Below are 17,836 nucleotides of genomic sequence, written 5' to 3' on the forward strand. Positions count from 1 at the left end.
ATTATGTGTCCTCGTGCAAGCGACCTAGCCTGTCAGGCCCGGCGCCGCTGCCGCACCAGATGCTTGAATCCTTCGAACACCAGCACCGCCACCGCCATCCAGATGGGAATGTAGGTCAGCCATTCTTCGGCCTTGATACTTTCTCCCAGCAACAGCGCAACGCCCAGCAGCAACACGGGTTCTACATAGCTCAACAACCCGAACAGGCTGAACGGCAGCAGTCGACTGGCGACGATATAGGACACCAGCGCCGACGCACTGATGACACCGAGAATCGGGATCAACAGCGACAGCCACGGGTACTGATCGAAGACGCCGAAGCCCTGTTCACCGCTCTGCACGAACCAGAGCGCCAATGGCAGCATCAATGTCATGTCCAGCCAGAGCCCGCCCAGGTTGTCGGTACGCAGGCGTTTGCGCAGGATGAAATAGATGGGATAGCCCACCACCACCAATAACGTCGCCCAGGAAAAACCACCCACCTGGTAGAGCTCGTTGAGCACGCCCAGGGTGGCGAAAAACACCGCGACCTTTTGCAAGCGGGAGAGGCGCTCGCCATAGACGATACGTCCGGTCAGGACCATCGATAACGGCAGCAGGAAATAGCCCAGCGACACGTCCAGGCTGTAGCCGTTGAGCGGCGCCCACATGAACAGCCACAACTGCGCGCCCATCAGTGCCGATGACGCCATTGCACCCAGCAGCAAGCGCGGCGTGGCGACCAGGCGTGCGACAAGATCCGAGACGAGTTTCCATTCGCGGGCGATCAACATGAACGCGGTCATGCACGGCATCGTCAGCAACATGCGCCAGCCGAAAATCTCCAGGCCGGTCAGTGGCGTGAGCAGTGAGGTGTAGTAATACATGACGGCGAACAGGGCGGATGCCGAGACCGATAGAGCGATGCCTTTGGACACTGATGCCTCTTGTTATTGGATGAGCCTGAGTCTCCGTGGCGAGGGCGCAAGCTCCCTCGCCACGGTGGTATCTGTGTAGGTTACGACGTACGCGGCACGCGTCCTGGCACGAAGTGGCCGACATCATTGAACCCCGGCGTCGAGGCATGCCCCGGCGTCACCAGCGAATCGATGAACGCTTCATCTTCCGCCGTGATCTTCACCGCCTGCGCCTTGGTGTACGAATCCCATTGCTCCTCGGTGCGCGGCCCGACGATGGCCGAGGTCACGGCATTGTTGTTCAGTACCCAGGCGATGGCGAACTCGACGATGCCTACGCCCCGGCCCTGGGTGTATTCCAGGATCTGCTGGGCAATGCGCAAGGACTCGACCCGCCATTCGGTTTCCAGGATGCGCTTGTCCTGGCGACCGGCGCGGCTGTTGGCGTCTGGTGCCACGTCTGGCGCGTATTTGCCGCTGAGCACGCCTCGGGCCAAGGGGCTGAACGGCACCACGCCAAGGCCGTAGTTCTGCGCGGCGGTGATCTGCTCGGTTTCCGCCTGGCGGTTGACGATGTTGTACAGCGGTTGGCTGATCACCGGGCGGTCGATGCCCATGCTGTCGGCAATTCGGATCACCTCGGCGATGCGCCAGCCGCGGTAGTTCGACAGGCCCCAATAGCGGATCTTGCCCTGGCGGATCAAATCGCCGATCGCTGACACGGTGACGTGCAGCGGGGTGTTGTGGTCTTCGCGGTGCAGGTAATAGATGTCCAGGTAATCGGTGCCCAGGCGCGTCAGGCTGGCCTCGATGCCATTGAACAGATGCTTGCGGCTCAGGCCGCTGCGGTTGGGCACACCGTCCGGCGGGCCGAAACCGACCTTGGTGGCGAGCACCCACTCGTGGCGACGACTGGCAATCGCTTCGCCGACGATTTCTTCGGAGCGACCGCCGGTGTAGACGTCCGCCGTGTCGATGAAATTGATGCCCTGGTCCCAGGCCTTGTCGATGATCCGCAGCGAATCCTCGGTGCTGGTCTGTTCGCCGAACATCATCGTGCCCAGGGTCAACGTCGAGACTTGCAACCCGGAATGGCCTAGCGTGCGGTAGCTCATGACAAGATCCTTTTATCCATGGGAAAGGCTCAATCAAATACCAGAACCGCCGCGTGGATCCAACCGTTTTCTCAAACACCCCCAATCAACTGTGGGAGCGAGCTTGCTCGCGATAGCGTCAGGTCAGCCAACATCTGTATCGACTGGTTCACCGCCATCGCGAGCAAGCTCGCTCCCACAGGGTAAGAGGTGGGTCAGGCCCGCAGGGTGCGAGTCATGCGCAACGCCAGCAGGCTGCCGCAGACGATCACGCCGGCCAGCAGGTACAACGCCGCGTCGGTCGAGCCGGTGGCGTCCTTGACCCAGCCCACCAGGTACGGGCTGAGGAAGCCGGCCATCTGGCCCATGGAGTTGATCAACGCCAAACCACCCGCCGCCGCGCCTGCGCTGAGCAGGGCGGTGGGCACCGGCCAGAACATCGGCAGGCCGGTGAGGGCGCCCATGGTGGCGATGGACAGGCCGAGGATGGCGATGGCCGGCGTAGTGGCGAAGTTCACCGCGATCAGCAACCCCACCGCGCCCATCAGCATCGGCACCACCAAGTGCCAGCGGCGCTCCTTGTGCAGGTCCGCCGAACGGCCCACCAGCAACATGAACACCGCCGCCAGCAAATAGGGGATCGCACTCAGCCAGCCGATCACCAGGTTATCGCTGAAGCCGAGGTTCTTGATGATCGACGGCAGCCAGAAGTTGATCGCGTATACGCCGCTCTGGATGCAGAAGTACACCAGGCCAAACGCCCAGATCGCCGGGTTCTTGAACACCGCCGCCAGTGAGTCGGTGCTGGTTTTCGGTTTGTTGGCCTGGTCTTCGGCGTGGTCGGCGGTGAGCACGGCACGTTCATGATCGGTCAGCCAGGTGGCCTTGGCGAAGGTGTCGCTGAGCAGGAAGAACGCCAGCGCGCCGAGGATCACCGTCGGGATGCCTTGCAGCAGGAACATCCACTGCCAGCCGGCTAGGCCACCTTGCCCGGCGGCGAAGTGGTTGAGGATCCAGCCGGAAAACGGGCTGCCAAGCAGGCCGGACACCGGGATGGCCGACATGAACAGCGCCATGATGCGGCCACGGCGGAACGTCGGGAACCACTGCGAGAGGTACAGCACGACGCCAGGGAAGAACCCGGCTTCGGCCGCGCCGGTGAACAGCCGCAAGGTGTAGAACTGGGTCGGCGTAGTCACGAACAACAGGCAGGTCGACAGCGTGCCCCAGGTGATCATCATCAGCGCGATCCAGCGCCGAGGGCCGAACTTGGTCAAGGCCAGGTTGCTCGGCACGCCGCACAGGACGTAGCCGATGAAGAAAATCCCGGCGCCGAGACCGTATACGGTTTCGCTGAATTTCAACGCGTCGAGCATCTGCAACTTGGCGAAGCCAACGTTCACCCGGTCGAGGTAATTGAACAGGTAGCAGATGAAGATGAACGGGATCAAGCGCAGGGTGATGCGCTTGTAGACGGTATTTTTTTCGTCGTGGGTAGCCAGGAGGGCTGTTGCGCTCTGGGACATGGCGGGTCTCTCTTTATTATGATTTTGGCGTGCCAAGGGGTAACGTTGACCGCCCCTTGAGTCTCGGCCAGCCCAAGGTCCCGTGTCTTTGTGCCGGAGCACAGGGTTTGCAGGCCGACCCTGTGCGCCTGACCAATCACGCGGGCGCTGTACCTCAAAAACAACAATCACGCCGCTTGCAAGGAACACCGCCCATGTTCGAACTCGATCACGACCTGGCGCAGGACATCGTCGACCGGGCGATGGCGATCCTGCCCTATAACGTCAACGTCATGGACAACCAGGGCCTGATCCTCGGCAGCGGCGAGCGCGAGCGCATCAATACCCGCCACGAGGGCGCGCAACTGGTCCTGGCCAACGGCCGGGTCGTGGAAATCGACGAACACACCGCCGTGCACCTCAAGGGCGTGCAGCCGGGGATCAACCTGCCGTTGATGCTCGACCAGCGGCTGATCGGCGTGCTGGGCATCACCGGCGAACCCGCACAATTGCGCACCTACGCCGAACTGGTGCGCATGACCGCGGAAATGCTGCTCGGCCAGCGCAACCAGCAGGCCGAGCAGCAATGGCGCCGCCAGCGTTGCGATGATTTGCTGGCGTTGCTGCTGGGCGATGCTGGGGATTCGCCACGGTTGCTCGACGAGGCGCAGCAGATGGGCCTCAAGCCGCAGCTGTCACGGGTGCCGTATCTGTTTGAACTGGGCCTGGAGCATGGCCCCGGGCAAACCGTGGAATCGTTGAGCGCTTGGTTGATGTCGCGCTACCCGGACAGTTGGTGCCTGACTCCGTCCAAATCCTCATTGCTCTGGTGCCGGCCGGTCACGGCTTCGGTGGAGAACGAGCGCCTGCTGGGCAAGCTCGACGGCTTGGGCTGGAATATTCTTCGAATCGCTGTGGGTGGGCAGGCCGAAGGCTTGGCGGGCCTGCGCCGTTGCTACCGGCGGGTGGCGGATTTGCTGGCGTATGGGCGCGATGTCCTGCCGCAGTCGCGCTTGTTGATCCTCAATCGCTATCGTCTGCCGGTGATGCTCTGGCGGCATCGCAGCGACGATGCGCTGGACGAGCTGCTGACCCCGTTGCGCAAAGTCATCGCCAAGGACAGCAACGGCCAACTGCTGGCTACACTGCGAAGCTGGTGCGAACACGACGGCCAGAGCCAGGCCTGCGCCGACGCCCTGGGCATCCACCGCAACAGCCTGCGCTATCGCATGGAGCGCATCGCCGAACTCAGCGGCGTCGACCCGCTCAGGCTGGATGGGATGTTGGCGTTGTACCTGGGCGTCCAGTTGTTGCCACAGACCGTCGATACCCCCACATAACCTATGTGGGGTGCAATTGACTCATAACCCCGTGGCGAGGGAGCTTGCTCTCGCTGGGTCGCGCAGCGGCCCCAAAAAAGCGGCCGCTACGCAGCCGAGCGGGAGCAAGCTCCCTCGCCACAGATGCGCTGGCCACACGCTATGCGACCCAGCCTTTGTGAATTTGACCAATAATGCTCCAAGATTTTTGTGCGGCGGACCGGCGTCACGGTTACGGTCAGCTGGCAGCATGCTGTGCATCGGAACCGGAGAACAAAAATGAAAATAATCATCGCCCCCGACTCGTTCAAGGACAGTCTCAGCGCCCAGGGCGTGGCGGACGCCGTCGCGCAAGGGTTGGCCCAGGTCTGGCCGGATGCGCAGTTGATCAAGTGCCCAATGGCTGACGGCGGCGAGGGAACGGTGGAGGCGGTGCTTGCGGCCTGCAACGGCCAGTGGCGTGAAAACCGGGTCCGTGGCCCGCTGGGAGCCGCCGTCGAGGCCCGTTGGGGCTGGCTGCCGCAAAGCCGCACGGCAATCATCGAGATGGCTGAGGCCAGCGGCTTGCAATTGGTGCCACCGGGGCAGCGCGATGCTTGTTCCAGCAGCACCTTTGGCACCGGCGAACTGATCCGCGCCGCCCTGGATGAAGGCGCTAGCCGGGTCATTCTGGCAATAGGCGGCAGCGCCACCAACGACGGCGGCGCCGGGGCGATGCAGGCCTTGGGCGTGGCGTTGCTCGACGACCAGGGCCAGACGCTGCCGCCCGGCGGCCTGGCCCTCGGCAAACTGGCGCACATCGACCTGAGCCAATTGGACCCGCGTCTGGCCGGCGTGTGTTTCGAAATCGCCGCTGACGTCGACAACCCGCTCTGCGGCCCCCATGGCGCTTCAGCCGTGTTCGGCCCGCAGAAAGGCGCCTCCGGCGAACAGGTGCAGCAACTTGACCGGGCGCTGGCGCACTTCGCCGGACACTGTGCCCAGGTGCTTGACCGTGACGTTCGCGACGAACCCGGCAGCGGCGCCGCCGGCGGCCTGGGCTTTGCCGCCAAGGCTTTCCTCAAGGCGCAGTTTCGCACCGGTGTGGAAGTCGTCGCGCAATTGACCGGCCTGGCCGATGCCATCAGCGGTGCCGACCTGGTGATCACCGGCGAAGGCCGTTTCGACGCCCAGACGCTGCGCGGCAAGACCCCGTTTGGCGTGGCCCGCATCGCCCAGCGCCACGGCGTGCCGGTGCTGGTCGTCGCCGGCACGCTGGGGGAGGGCTACGAAGCGCTCTATGAGCACGGCATCGATGCCGCGTTTGCCCTGGCGAACGGGCCGATGACGCTGCAAGAGGCCTGCACCGATGCGCCGCGCCTGCTGGCCGAGCGGGCCCGGGACATCGCGCGGCTCTGGCGGGTGGCGGCCCGCTGAATTCGCCCGCGCGGTAGTCGCCAGGACGCATCAGGCATCGCAGATTGCCTTCGGACATTGACCCGCCCGCACTCCCTGCGTAGCCTTGCGCCTTCGAGGTTCTTCGGCATGTGCCGAAGCTAAGAAGGGAACGCGGTCCAAGCCGCGGCTGCCCCCGCAACTGTGAACGGTGCCGTTTCTGCAAGGCCACTGTGCATGCCCTGTTACAACGGGCGCACGGGAAGGCGCAGCAAATTGTCAGCCCAGGCTTTGGATAAAAGCCTGCCTGGCCCGCCGTCAGCCAGGAGACCTGCCTCGACAACAGATTCTCACTACAACCGGGCGGGGTGATCCGGTGGCGAAATCTTCCGCGCACGCCCGTGCCTGCGGTTGTCGTCCCGTTTGCCCGCCACCTTGCCAAAGGGCATCCGATGAAAACACTGGCCAAACTCCCCGTCACCATCGTCACCGGTTTCCTCGGCTCGGGTAAGACCACCTTGCTGCGGCACATGCTCGACAACGCCCAGGGCCGGCGCATCGCGGTCATCGTCAATGAATTCGGCGAACTGGGCATCGACGGCGAGATCCTCAAGCAGTGCTCCATCGGTTGCACCGAAGAAGAAGCCAACGGCCGCGTCTATGAACTGGCCAACGGCTGCCTGTGCTGCACGGTGCAGGAAGAGTTCTTCCCGGTGATGCGCGAACTGGTGGCCCGTCGCGGCGACCTCGACCACATCCTCATCGAAACCTCCGGCCTGGCCTTGCCCAAGCCGCTGGTCCAGGCCTTCCAGTGGCCGGAAATCCGCAGCGCCTGCACCGTCGATGCGGTCATCACCGTGGTGGACAGTCCGGCCGTCGCCGCCGGCACCTTCGCCGCGTTCCCGGACAAGGTCGATGCCCAGCGCAAGCTGGACCCGAACCTGGACCATGAATCGCCGCTGCACGAGCTGTTCGCCGATCAACTGGCGAGCGCCGACCTGGTGATCCTCAACAAAGCCGACCTGATCAACCCCGAGGACCTGGCAAAAGTGCGCCTGGAAGTCGCCGAAGAACTGCCGCCAGCGGTCAAGGTCATCGAAGCCAGCAGCGGTCGCTTGCCGCTGGACGTGCTGATCGGCTTGGGCGCGGGCTCCGAAGAGCACATCGACAGCCGCCACAGCCATCACGACCACCACCATGACGGCGATGACGACGACCACGATCACGATGCCTTCGATTCGATTTCCATCGAGCTGCCCCAGGCTGACGAAAGCCTGCTGCTGGACGCGTTGACGCAACTGGTGGTCCAGCACGACGTGCTGCGGGTCAAGGGTTTCGCAGCCATCCCGAACAAGCCGATGCGCCTGCTGATCCAAGGCGTCGGCACGCGCTTCGACAAGCACTTCGACCGCCAGTGGGGCGCCGACGAAGCGCGGGTCACGCGGCTGGTATTGATCGGCCAGGACCTGGACGCCGGGCTGCTCGAAGCGCAGTTGCGCGCCGCCCTCAGCGCCTGAGCCATGCACCTGCTCAGGACCCAGCCCGGCGGTTTCGTGTCGGATGACAACATCGCCGACCTCGGGCAAACCCCTGCCGAGCTGGTGATCCTGTGCAGCGGCGATTCCAGCCTGGCACTGCTGGCCGAAGCGGCGCGGCAGTTGCCGGACGACTACCCGCAGTTCCGCCTCGCCAACCCGATGCAGGTGCAGAACCACGCGTCGGTGGACCTGTATTTCGAAGACGTGCTGCAACACGCCAAGGTCATCTTGCTGTCGCTGCACGGCGGCATCGGCTATTGGCGCTACGGCATCGAGCGGCTGATGGAACTGGCCGGACGCGGTGTGCAATTGATCCTGGTGCCGGGGGACGACCGCCCGGACCCGGAGCTCAGCGACTTGAGCAACGTGCCTGTCGAAGATCGCGACCGGCTCTGGCAGTTTCTCCGCCAGGGCGGATTGGAAAACGCCCTGAACCTGTTTCGGCACCTCGGCAGCCAATGGTTTGGCCGCGATTATTCGTGGGGCGAGCCCCAGCCCCTGGCGCGGACGGCGATCTATCATCCGGAAAAAAACAACGCGACCCTGAACGACTGGCAAGCCAATTGGCAGGCCGGCGAACCGGTGGCGGCGCTGTTGTTTTATCGCTCGCACCTGCAAGCCGCGAACACCGCGTTCATCGATGTGTTCTGCCAGCGCCTGCAAGCGGCGGGGCTCAATCCGTTGCCGATCGCGGTGGCGAGCCTCAAGGAACCCGCCTGTCTGGCCCAGGTAGAAGACTGGCTGGACGAGGTAGCGGCGGGGGTGATTCTCAATACCACCGGCTTCGCGCAATCCAGTCCGGAAGCACCGCACCTGCGGCCGTTTCGTCGCGATATCCCGGTGATCCAGGCGATCTGCGCCCAGGACAACGAACCCGGCTGGCGCGCCAGCGAACAAGGCCTGGGCCCGCGGGACCTGGCGATGCACATCGCCTTGCCGGAACTGGACGGACGCATCATCAGCCGGCCCATCAGCTTCAAGGACCTGGCCTGGCGCAGCGAGCGCAGCCAAAGCGACGTGGTGTGCTACCGGGCGGTGCCCGAGCGCATGGATTTTGTCGCCGGACTGGCCCGGCGCTGGACCACCTTGGCGCGCCTGCCCAACAGCGAAAAACGGGTGGCGCTGATCCTCGCCAACTACCCGACCCGGGACGGGCGCATCGGCAACGGCGTCGGCCTGGACACGCCGGCGGCGGCGCTGAATATCCTGCGGGCGATGCAGGCCGAAGGGTATCCACTGCCCGCCGCGTTGCCGGCCAGCGGCACCGCGTTGATCCAGCAGTTGCTCGGCGGCGTCACTAACGACCTGGACAGCCTCGACCTGCGGCCCTGCCATCAAAGCCTGGCCCTGGACGCGTACCAGGCCATGTTCGACGCGCTGCCCGAGGCCAATCGCCACGCGGTGCTGGCGCGTTGGGGCGCGCCCGAGCAGGACCCGATGTTCCGCGACGGCCGCCTGATGGTCGCCGGCTTGCGCCTGGGCCTGACGTTCGTTGGCATCCAGCCGGCGCGGGGTTACCAGGTCGATCCGAGCGCGGTGTACCACGACCCGGACCTGGTGCCGCCCCATGGCTACCTGGCGTTCTATTTCTGGTTGCGCCACGCCTACGGCACCCACGCCGTGATCCACGTCGGCAAGCACGGCAACCTCGAATGGCTGCCGGGCAAAGGCGTCGGGCTTTCGGAGAGCTGTTGGCCGGACGTGCTGCTGGGACCGCTGCCGAACATCTATCCATTCATCGTCAACGACCCGGGCGAGGGCGCCCAGGCCAAGCGCCGCACCCAGGCGGTGATCATCGACCACCTGATGCCACCGCTGACCCGCGCTGAAACCTACGGGCCGCTGCGTAACCTGGAGTTGCTCGCCGACGAATACTACGAGGCGCAGCTGCTCGATCCGCGCCGCGCCAGGGAGCTGCAACGGGACATCCTCGCCCTGGTGCGCGAGACCCACATCGACCGCGAGTTGCAACTTGACGCCGCCCTCGACAGCGACGCCGACGCGGCGATCTGGCTGCCGCGCCTGGACACCTACCTGTGCGACTTGAAGGAATCGCAGATCCGCGACGGCTTGCACATCTTTGGCGAGTCGCCCGGAGGCCGCCTGCGCATCGACACCTTGCTGGCGTTGTTGCGCATTCCCCGGGGCGATGGCAAGGGCGCCCAGTCGAGCCTGCTTCGCGCGCTGGCGAAGGCGTTCGGGCTGGGTTTCGATCCGCTCGATTGTGCCTTGGCCGAACCTTGGACCGGCGAGCGTCCCGAGGCTTTGCGCGACATCAGCGACGAGCCTTGGCGCACCGTCGGCGATAGCCGCGAGCGCCTGGAATTGTTCGCCGGACGGTTGATCGCACAAGCCTTGGACGGCGAGATCGGGCAGCTCGACGCGCCGGGTTGGGAGACGGTGCACGGCATCATCGACCACCTGCGCGCCGTCGTCGCGCCGCGCCTGGACGCCTGTGGCCCGGCGGAAATGCGCGGCTTGCTCGATGCCCTGGGCGGGCGTTTCGTACCGGCCGGCCCCAGTGGCGCGCCGAGTCGCGGACGCCTGGATGTGCTGCCTACCGGGCGCAACTTCTTCTCCGTCGATGTGCGCAACCTGCCCACCACCACGGCATGGCGCATCGGTTTCCAATCGGCGAACCTGATTCTCGAGCGGCACCTGCAAGACCATGGCGATCACCTGCGCCAGCTCGGCCTGTCCGTGTGGGGCACCGCGACCATGCGCACCGGCGGCGATGATATTGCCCAGGCAATGGCGCTGATGGGCGTGCGTCCGGTGTGGGCCACGGGCAGCCAGCGGGTCGATGATTTCGAGATTCTGCCGCTGAGCCTGCTGGACCGGCCTCGGGTCGATGTGACGCTGCGGGTCTCCGGTTTTTTCCGGGACGCCTTTGCCAACCTGATCCGCTTATTCGATGCGGCGGTGCAGGCCGTCGCGGCCCTGGATGAACCCGACGACATGAACCCGCTGGCGGCCAAGGTCCGCGCCGAGCGCGAAGCCTTGTTGGAATCGGGCTTGGCCCTGGAAGATGCGGCGCGCCAGGCCGGATGGCGGATCTTCGGCGCCAAGCCCGGTGCCTATGGCGCGGGTGTGCAGGGGGCAATCGACGGTCGGCTCTGGCAGAGCCGTGAAGACCTCGCTGAGGTTTACCTCAATTGGGGCGGCTACGCCTATGGCGCGGGCGACGAGGGCACCGCGGCGAGGGCGCAATTCTCCCGGCGCCTGAGCCAAGTGCAAGCGGTGCTGCAGAACCAGGACAACCGTGAGCACGACCTGCTTGATTCCAACGATTATTACCAGTTCCAGGGTGGCATGCTCGCTGCCGTGGAAACCCTCAGTGGCCAAGCCGCCGCCAGTTACCACGGCGATCACAGCCAGCCGGACCTGCCGAAGATCCGCACGCTGAAGGAAGAACTCAACCGAGTGATTCGTTCCCGCGCGGCCAATCCGAAGTGGATCGACGGGGTCAAGCGCCACGGCTACAAAGGCGCATTCGAACTGGCGGCGACGGTGGACAACCTGTTCGCCTTCGACGCCACCACCCAGTTGATCGACGACCACCAGTACGCCTTGCTGGCCGATGCCTATCTCCTCGATCCGCATACCCGGGATTTCGTCCGCCAGCACAACCCCGACGCGCTGCGGGACATGACCGAGCGAATGCTCGAAGCGCAGCAGCGCGGGATGTGGCAGGAACCGGGGGATTATCGCGAGGCGCTGGAAAACCTGCTGCTGGACATTGAAGAAGATGGCTGACTTTAGCCAAGACAGATATCTATGGTGATGGGATATCTCTGTGGCGAGGGGATTTATCCCCGCTGGGTTGCGAAGCGACCCTCTAGCCAGTTATTGGGGCTGCTTCGCAGCCCAGCGGGGATAAATCCCCTCGCCACGGAATATTGTGTTGCCTGAACCTCACCGGACAGCTTGAGAGAACAACATGACCGACACCCCACATTTCCCCCTCGCCGCCGTGGTCGGCGCCGATGCGCTGAAATTGGCCCTGTGCCTGGCGGCGATCGATCCGAAGATCGGCGGCGTGCTGATCGAAGGCCCGCGCGGGATGGCCAAGTCCACCCTGGCCCGGGGCCTGGCGGATTTGTTGGTCAGCGGCCAGTTCGTGACCTTGCCGCTGGGCGCCACCGAAGAACGGCTGGTCGGCACCCTCGACCTGGGCGCGGCGTTGGGGGAAGGGCGCGCGCAGTTTTCCCCCGGAGTGCTGGCCAAGGCCGACGGCGGCGTGTTGTATGTCGATGAAGTGAACCTGCTGCCGGATCATCTGGTGGACCTGCTGCTCGATGTCGCCGCCAGCGGCACCAACCTGATCGAGCGCGATGGCATCTCCCATCGGCATCCGGCGCGTTTCGTGTTGATCGGCACGATGAACCCGGAAGAAGGCGAGCTGCGTCCGCAACTGCTCGACCGCTTCGGTCTCAACGTGGCCCTGGACGGCCATACCGCCCCGGCCGAGCGCGGGCAGATCATCCGTCGGCGGCTGGATTTCGACAGCGATCCGGCGGCATTTTGCGCCGAGTGGGAGCCTGCCCAGCAACGGTTGCGTGAGCGCTGCGAACAGGCCCGCGCAGGCTTGGCCCAGATCCCCTTGGATGACACGGCGCTGGGGCAGATCACCGAGCGTTGCTTTGCCGCCGGGGTCGATGGGTTGCGCGCCGACCTGGTCTGGCTGCGGGCTGCCCGCGCCCATGCCGCGTGGCGTGGCGCGCAAGCCATCGCTGCTGAAGACATCGACGCCGTTGCCGAGCTTGCCCTGCGTCATCGCCGCCGCGACCAGGCCACCCCGGCCCCCGCGCCAACCCAGGCGCCACCCTCGAACCCGAATGAACCCAGCCAACCCCGCGAAGGCCAGGGCCAATGGGGCGACCTGCCGCCTCGGGCATTGCCGACCGGCGCCCGGCGTGATGTGCCGAGCTGGCCAAAAAAGCCCTAGGCATTCGTCCCCGTTCGCCGGCGGGGGCGAATGCCAGACCCCGCGCCGGGCGACTCGACCAGGGCCGCCAGGGACGGAGCAAAGCGGCGACCGCTGGCCTGGTGGACTGGCCGGGTTCCTTGCTCAATGGACGTCCGCGCATGCTGGCCGACTTGCGTTTCAAATGGCGGCAGCGTTCGGCCCATGAGCTGTGGCTGGTGATCGTCGATGCGTCGGCCTCGACCCGTCGCCATCGGGCCTTGAGTGACGGCAAGGGCCTGCTCGCGCAACTGTTCGACGACGCCTACCGGCAACGCGCGCGGCTAGCGTTGTTGACCGCCAGCGGCGCCGCACCGACCTGGCAAGTGCAGGGGCTCAAGGCCTCCACCGGCCTGGGGCACTGGCTCGACGCGCTGGGCGCCGGCGGCGGCACGCCGTTGCTGGCGGCGATCGGCGAGGCGCAGCGCTGGCTGGCCGCCCGGCGCAAGCGCTTCCCGGCGGAGCGACAGCGAGTGCTGTTGATGACCGATGGCCGAGTGAAGGAAGGGCACTCCCTGCCGCCCCTCGATTGCCCCAGCCTGCTGATCGACATCGAGCGCGGCCCGATTCGCCTGGGCCGGGCGCGGCAATTGGCGGGGCAGTTGGGGGCTGAGTATCGGCATATCGATGAAGGCACTTGAAATGTGCTGTGGCTGTCTGGGCCCTATCGCGAGCAAGCTCGCTCCCACATGGGTTTCGCTGTGAGCACATAACTGCTGAACACCCCAGCTCCCTGTGGGAGCGAGCTTGCTCGCGATGGCATCACCGCGGTTTCAATGCTCTGCCCACCCAACCCGCATCACTGCTCTATGCTCAAGCAACCCTCAAAGGAATGAACCCATGCGCGTACTCGTCACCAATCCCCAGGACGATTTCCGGGTCAAGGCCTACGCCGGCACCAACGGGGTGCTGCTCGCCATGGACCTCGCCGAACCCCGGCGCAAGGGGCTGTTGGGCTTTGCCATCGAGAAGCAGGCGGGCGACAAGCCCTGGCTGTTCCTGTTCAACAGCCTGACCTTTCCCGACAAGGCCCACACCTTTCCCCAATTCCACGCCACGCCCAGCGACAAGGCACCGTTGCAGAAATTTCGCTGGGCCGATTACGCCGTCAATCCCGGCGTGACGATCCATTACCGCGTGCACCTGGCCTACGGCAGCCCCGATGCGCCGCAACTGGGCGAAGCCCTGGAAGTGAGCGTCACCAGCGACGACGGTCAACCGGCCAGCCAGCGGGTCATGTTCAATCGCGCGGTGGCGGCCAGCCAGGCGTTCCAGCGCAAGTTTCCGGAAGTGGATGCGCTGATCAGCGCCAATAAAAAGTTGTCCATCGAGGAATGGCCCGACGCGCCACGTCGCTGGCTGGAAAACGGCTTGCTGGGGCGCTTGATCGGCTTCATCGACCGGGCCCTGGATGCCAACTGGGCGCTGGACGTGGCCATCTATGAATACGAACTGCCGGTGATCGTCGCTGCGGTGAGCGCCGCCCATGCACGCGGCGCGCAGGTCAGGGTGCTGTACCACGCCGAGCCGGATGACGACACGACACTGCGCAACGAAGCCAGCCTGGAAAACCTTCCGGCTGCCAACAAACGTGGGCGGGTCACACACAATATCTTTCACGACAAGTTCATCGTCCTGAGCCGGGTCGAAGCAAACGGCACGTTGACGCCCGAGGCGGTGCTGTGCGGCAGCACCAATTTCACCGCCAATGGTGTTTATCGCCAGGCCAACGTCATCCATGTGCTGGACGATACACGGATCAGCGACAGCTACCGCCAGGTGTTCGAGCAGATCTGGCACGCGCCCGAGGACGTCGACGCCACCCGCGACTGGTTGACCCAATACAATCCCATGAGCGCCGATGACAAACTGTTCGCCGGATTTTCGCCCCGCAACGGGCGAGGTGATCTCGATCGCTTCGTCGACATCATCAGGTCCGCGCGCAAGGACCTGCTGTTCGTCACGGCATTTGCCTTGCCGGACACGATTCTCGATGCCTTGCTCGGCCAGCCGAATGACGATGTGCTGCGCTACGGCCTGCAGAACTCTGCCAGCCGCATCACCGGTTTCCATGCCGATCGCACCGCGGAGTTCGCCGCCACCGCGTTACTCAATACCGGCCTGGAAGGTTGGCTCCGGGAAAACATGAAGGGCCAGAAGGGCAACCTGCTGGTGCACACCAAGGCGGTGGTCACCGACTTCACCAGTGATGCCCCGACGATCATCAGTGGCAGCCATAACCTGAGCGCCGCGGCCAGCAGCGGCAACGACGAAAACTACCTGATCATCCAGGGCGACACCGACCTGGCCGACCGCTACGGGCTGGAACTGCTGCGCTTCTACGAGCACTACCGGTTCCGCTACTTTGCGAAAAAACTCGCCCTCAAGCAGGTCAAGCCCTTGGCGCCGAACGACAGCTGGACCGATGACTACTACCGCGACGGCGATCTGCGGATGTTGTCCCGGCTGAGGTTCAGCGCCCGTTAAGGGATTCAAGGCGCGACGTGGTAGGGGTTGCGCGGATCGTGGTTCCAATCCAGGAACGGCTTGCCGGTATCCACCGTCACCATCTCGATGCAATCCTGCACCGGACAGGTGATCTGGCAGAGGTTGCAGCCCACGCATTCTTCATCGATCACCTCGTAGGCATGGGTGCCGTCCGCCAACTTGAGGCTGGCGATGGCCTGGTGCGAGGTGTCTTCACAGGCGATGTGACAGCGCCCGCAACCAATGCAGGCGTGCGGGTCGATTTTCGCGATGACCTGGTAGTTGATGTCGAGGTACTTCCAATCGGTGGTGTTGCCCACCGCGCGACCGGAGAAGGCTTGCAGGTTGGCGTGACCGTGTTCGTCCATCCAGCGCGACAGGCCGTCCTTCATCTCCTCGACGATGCGAAAGCCATGCAGCATCGCCGCCGTGCAGACCTGCACCGCGCCGCTGCCCAAGGCGATGAACTCCGCCGCGTCGCGCCAACTGCCGATGCCACCGATGCCGCAGATCGGCAGGCCCTGGGTCTGCGGGTCACGGGCGATTTCCGCGACCATGTTCAGCGCAATCGGCTTGACCGCCGAGCCGCAGTAACCGCCGTGGGTGCTCTGGCTGCCAACGATGGGCAGGGCGACCATGCGGTCCAGGTCGACGCTGGTGATGGAGTTGATGGTGTTGATCAGCGACACCGCGTCGGCCCCGCCGCGATGGGCGGCCCGGGCGGCGACGCGGATATCGGTGATGTTCGGCGTGAGCTTGACGATCACCGGCAGCGAGCAATAGGTCTTGCACCAGCGCGTCACCTGCTCGACGTACTCTGGCACTTGGCCCACCGCCGCACCCATGCCCCGTTCCGGCATGCCGTGGGGGCAACCGAAGTTCAGCTCGATGCCATCGGCGCCTGTGGCTTCCACCAGGGGCAGGATGTTCTTCCAGGACTCCTCGACGCACGGCACCATCAGCGACACGATCAGCGCCCGATCAGGCCAGTCCTTCTTTACCTGGGTGATTTCCCGCAGGTTGATCTCCAGCGAACGGTCGGTGATCAGCTCGATGTTATTGATGCCCAGCACCTCGCGATTGGCACCGTAGTGAGCCGAGTAGCGCGAGGACACGTTCACCGCCGCCGGATCCTCCCCCAGGGTTTTCCAGACCACGCCACCCCAGCCCGCCTCGAAGGCACGCACGACGTTGTACGCCTTGTCGGTGGGCGGCGCGGAGGCCAGCCAGAACGGATTGGGGGCTTTGATGCCGGCGAAGACAATCGACAGATCGGCCATTACGCAGCCTCCACATTGAGCATGAGATGAGCATTGATTGCCTCGGCGGCGAGCTTGCCGTGCTGCACGGCCTGCACGGTGAGGTCCTGGTCGAGGCTGGTGCAATCGCCGCCGGCGTAGACGCCGGGAATGCTGGTGCGCAGGTGTTCGTCCACCAGGATGCGTCCGTCCTGGCGCTTGAGTTCCCGGGCCAGCGGGTCCACCAGCGCGTCGTCGTCGAAGGCTTGGCCGATGGCTTTGAAGATGGCATCGGCGGGCAGGTCAAAGGTCTCGCTGCCGATCACCAGCCGACCGCTCTCCAGATGAGTCCGGGAGAAACGCATGCCGCGCACCACGCCGCTGTCGTCCAGCAGTACTTGCTGCGGCTGGGCCCAGGTCAGCAGGCGGACCTGATTGGCCTTGGCGATGTCCTGTTCGTGCCCGGTGGCGCCCATGTCCTCCAGGCCGCGTCGGTACACGAGACTGACGTCGCGGGCACCGAGGCGGGCCATCTGCACGGCCATGTCGATGGCGGTGTTGCCGGCGCCGAGCACGATGCAACGGTCGGCCAGCGGCAACTGGCTGAGGTCGTCAGCCTGGCGCAACTCGCGAATGTACTCGGTGGCGGCCAGCATCCCTGACGCTTGTTCGTCGCTCAGGCCCAGCTGTTTGCTGGCAGCCAAGCCGAGGCCGAGGAACACCGCGTCGAATTGCTGGTGCAGGTCGCTCAGGCTGAGGTTGTCGCCGAGCTTCTGGCCGTGACGGATCTCGATGCCGCCGATTTCCAGCAAGAAGTCCAATTCACGTTGCGCGTAGTCGTCCACCAGTTTGTACTTGGCGATGCCGTATTCGTTGAGGCCGCCGGCCTTGTCCCGGGCTTCGAAAATCACCACGTCATGGCCGTGCATCGCGCTGCGGTGCGCGCAGGACAGCCCGGCGGGACCTGCCCCGACCACCGCGATGCGTTTGCCGCTGGCGGCGGCGCGTTTGAACGGGTGTTCGCTGAAGTGGGCATTGTCGACGGCGTAGCGTTGCAACAGGCCGATCAGCACGGGCGCGCATTCCTGGGCGTTGTTGCGCACGCAGGCTTGCTGGCACAGCACCTCGGTGGGGCAGACCCGGGCGCAACTGCCGCCGAGGATGTTCGCCGAGAGAATCCGCTGGGCCGCACCCTGGACGTTGTCCTGGTGAATGTTGCGAATGAACGATGGAATATCGATCTCGCTAGGGCAAGCGTTCACGCAAGGCGCGTCGTAGCAGTACAGGCAGCGGGACGCCTCCAGGTGGGCCTGGCGCGCATTGAGGGGCGGCGCCAGGTCACTGAAGCGGGCGGCGAGGGTGGTCGGGTCTTCCTGGGAATGGGGGAGATGGCTCAAGGGCTGGATCATGGAATCGGGC

General features: G+C 64.8%; 12 protein-coding genes and 1 riboswitch. Of the genes, 7 read left to right on the top strand and 5 right to left on the bottom strand.

What is annotated here, in order from left to right:
• Positions 1-32: 32 nt before the first annotated feature.
• The 3 genes from rarD to Q7C33_RS12695 all read right to left on the bottom strand — a co-directional run bounded on the left by rarD (position 33) and on the right by Q7C33_RS12695 (position 3,516).
• Positions 33-917 (bottom strand): EamA family transporter RarD, encoded by an 885-nt coding sequence (gene rarD / locus Q7C33_RS12685; RefSeq protein ID WP_407683486.1) that lies wholly within the window; start codon positions 915-917, stop codon positions 33-35.
• Between the two features lie 80 nt (positions 918-997).
• Entirely contained in the window at positions 998-2,011 is a 1,014-nt protein-coding gene (locus tag Q7C33_RS12690; protein ID WP_407683487.1) for an aldo/keto reductase, read from the bottom strand.
• 194 nt (positions 2,012-2,205) lie between these two features.
• On the bottom strand, positions 2,206-3,516 hold the full coding sequence (locus Q7C33_RS12695) for an MFS transporter (RefSeq protein ID WP_030141250.1): 1,311 nt from the start codon (positions 3,514-3,516) through the stop codon (positions 2,206-2,208).
• Between the two features lie 194 nt (positions 3,517-3,710).
• On the opposite strand from Q7C33_RS12695, the gene Q7C33_RS12700 reads away from it, so the two are divergent.
• The 7 genes from Q7C33_RS12700 (at position 3,711) to Q7C33_RS12730 (ending at position 15,179) form a co-directional block, all read left to right on the top strand.
• Complete coding sequence (locus Q7C33_RS12700; RefSeq protein WP_030141251.1) at positions 3,711-4,835, top strand: sugar diacid recognition domain-containing protein; 1,125 nt, start codon at positions 3,711-3,713, stop codon at positions 4,833-4,835.
• Between the two features lie 258 nt (positions 4,836-5,093).
• Positions 5,094-6,230: a glycerate kinase gene (locus Q7C33_RS12705; RefSeq protein ID WP_198797431.1), complete on the top strand. Its 1,137-nt coding sequence runs from the start codon at positions 5,094-5,096 to the stop codon at positions 6,228-6,230.
• Between the two features lie 79 nt (positions 6,231-6,309).
• Positions 6,310-6,541, top strand: a riboswitch (cobalamin riboswitch).
• A 99-nt stretch (positions 6,542-6,640) separates the two neighbouring features.
• A complete protein-coding gene (cobW, locus tag Q7C33_RS12710) occupies positions 6,641-7,705 on the top strand; it encodes a cobalamin biosynthesis protein CobW (protein ID WP_198797432.1) in 1,065 nt (354 codons plus the stop codon).
• A gap of 3 nt (positions 7,706-7,708) precedes the next feature.
• The gene (cobN, locus tag Q7C33_RS12715) at positions 7,709-11,482 is read left to right on the top strand and encodes a cobaltochelatase subunit CobN (RefSeq protein WP_407683488.1); all 3,774 of its coding nucleotides are present in this window, start codon (positions 7,709-7,711) and stop codon (positions 11,480-11,482) included.
• Positions 11,483-11,666: 184 nt separating this feature from the next.
• The gene (locus tag Q7C33_RS12720) at positions 11,667-12,674 is read left to right on the top strand and encodes an ATP-binding protein (protein WP_407683489.1); all 1,008 of its coding nucleotides are present in this window, start codon (positions 11,667-11,669) and stop codon (positions 12,672-12,674) included.
• A 101-nt stretch (positions 12,675-12,775) separates the two neighbouring features.
• Positions 12,776-13,333 carry a vWA domain-containing protein gene (locus Q7C33_RS12725; protein WP_033864565.1) on the top strand — a complete coding sequence of 186 codons (558 nt, stop codon included), beginning with the start codon at positions 12,776-12,778 and terminating at the stop codon, positions 13,331-13,333.
• Between the two features lie 199 nt (positions 13,334-13,532).
• The gene (locus tag Q7C33_RS12730) at positions 13,533-15,179 is read left to right on the top strand and encodes a phospholipase D-like domain-containing protein (protein ID WP_407683490.1); all 1,647 of its coding nucleotides are present in this window, start codon (positions 13,533-13,535) and stop codon (positions 15,177-15,179) included.
• Between the two features lie 5 nt (positions 15,180-15,184).
• Here Q7C33_RS12730 and preA read toward each other — a convergent pair whose 3' ends face one another.
• Together preA and Q7C33_RS12740 are read right to left on the bottom strand one after the other, a co-directional pair.
• Entirely contained in the window at positions 15,185-16,459 is a 1,275-nt protein-coding gene (preA, locus tag Q7C33_RS12735; protein ID WP_323154738.1) for an NAD-dependent dihydropyrimidine dehydrogenase subunit PreA, read from the bottom strand.
• Entirely contained in the window at positions 16,459-17,826 is a 1,368-nt protein-coding gene (locus tag Q7C33_RS12740) for an NAD(P)-dependent oxidoreductase (RefSeq protein WP_030141260.1), read from the bottom strand. The genes preA and Q7C33_RS12740 overlap by 1 nt, the downstream gene beginning before the upstream one ends.
• Between the last annotated feature and the right edge of the window lie 10 nt (positions 17,827-17,836).

The sequence above is a fragment of the Pseudomonas sp. BP11-1-1 genome (assembly GCF_052112105.1).
GTDB lineage: Bacteria > Pseudomonadota > Gammaproteobacteria > Pseudomonadales > Pseudomonadaceae > Aquipseudomonas > Aquipseudomonas alvandae.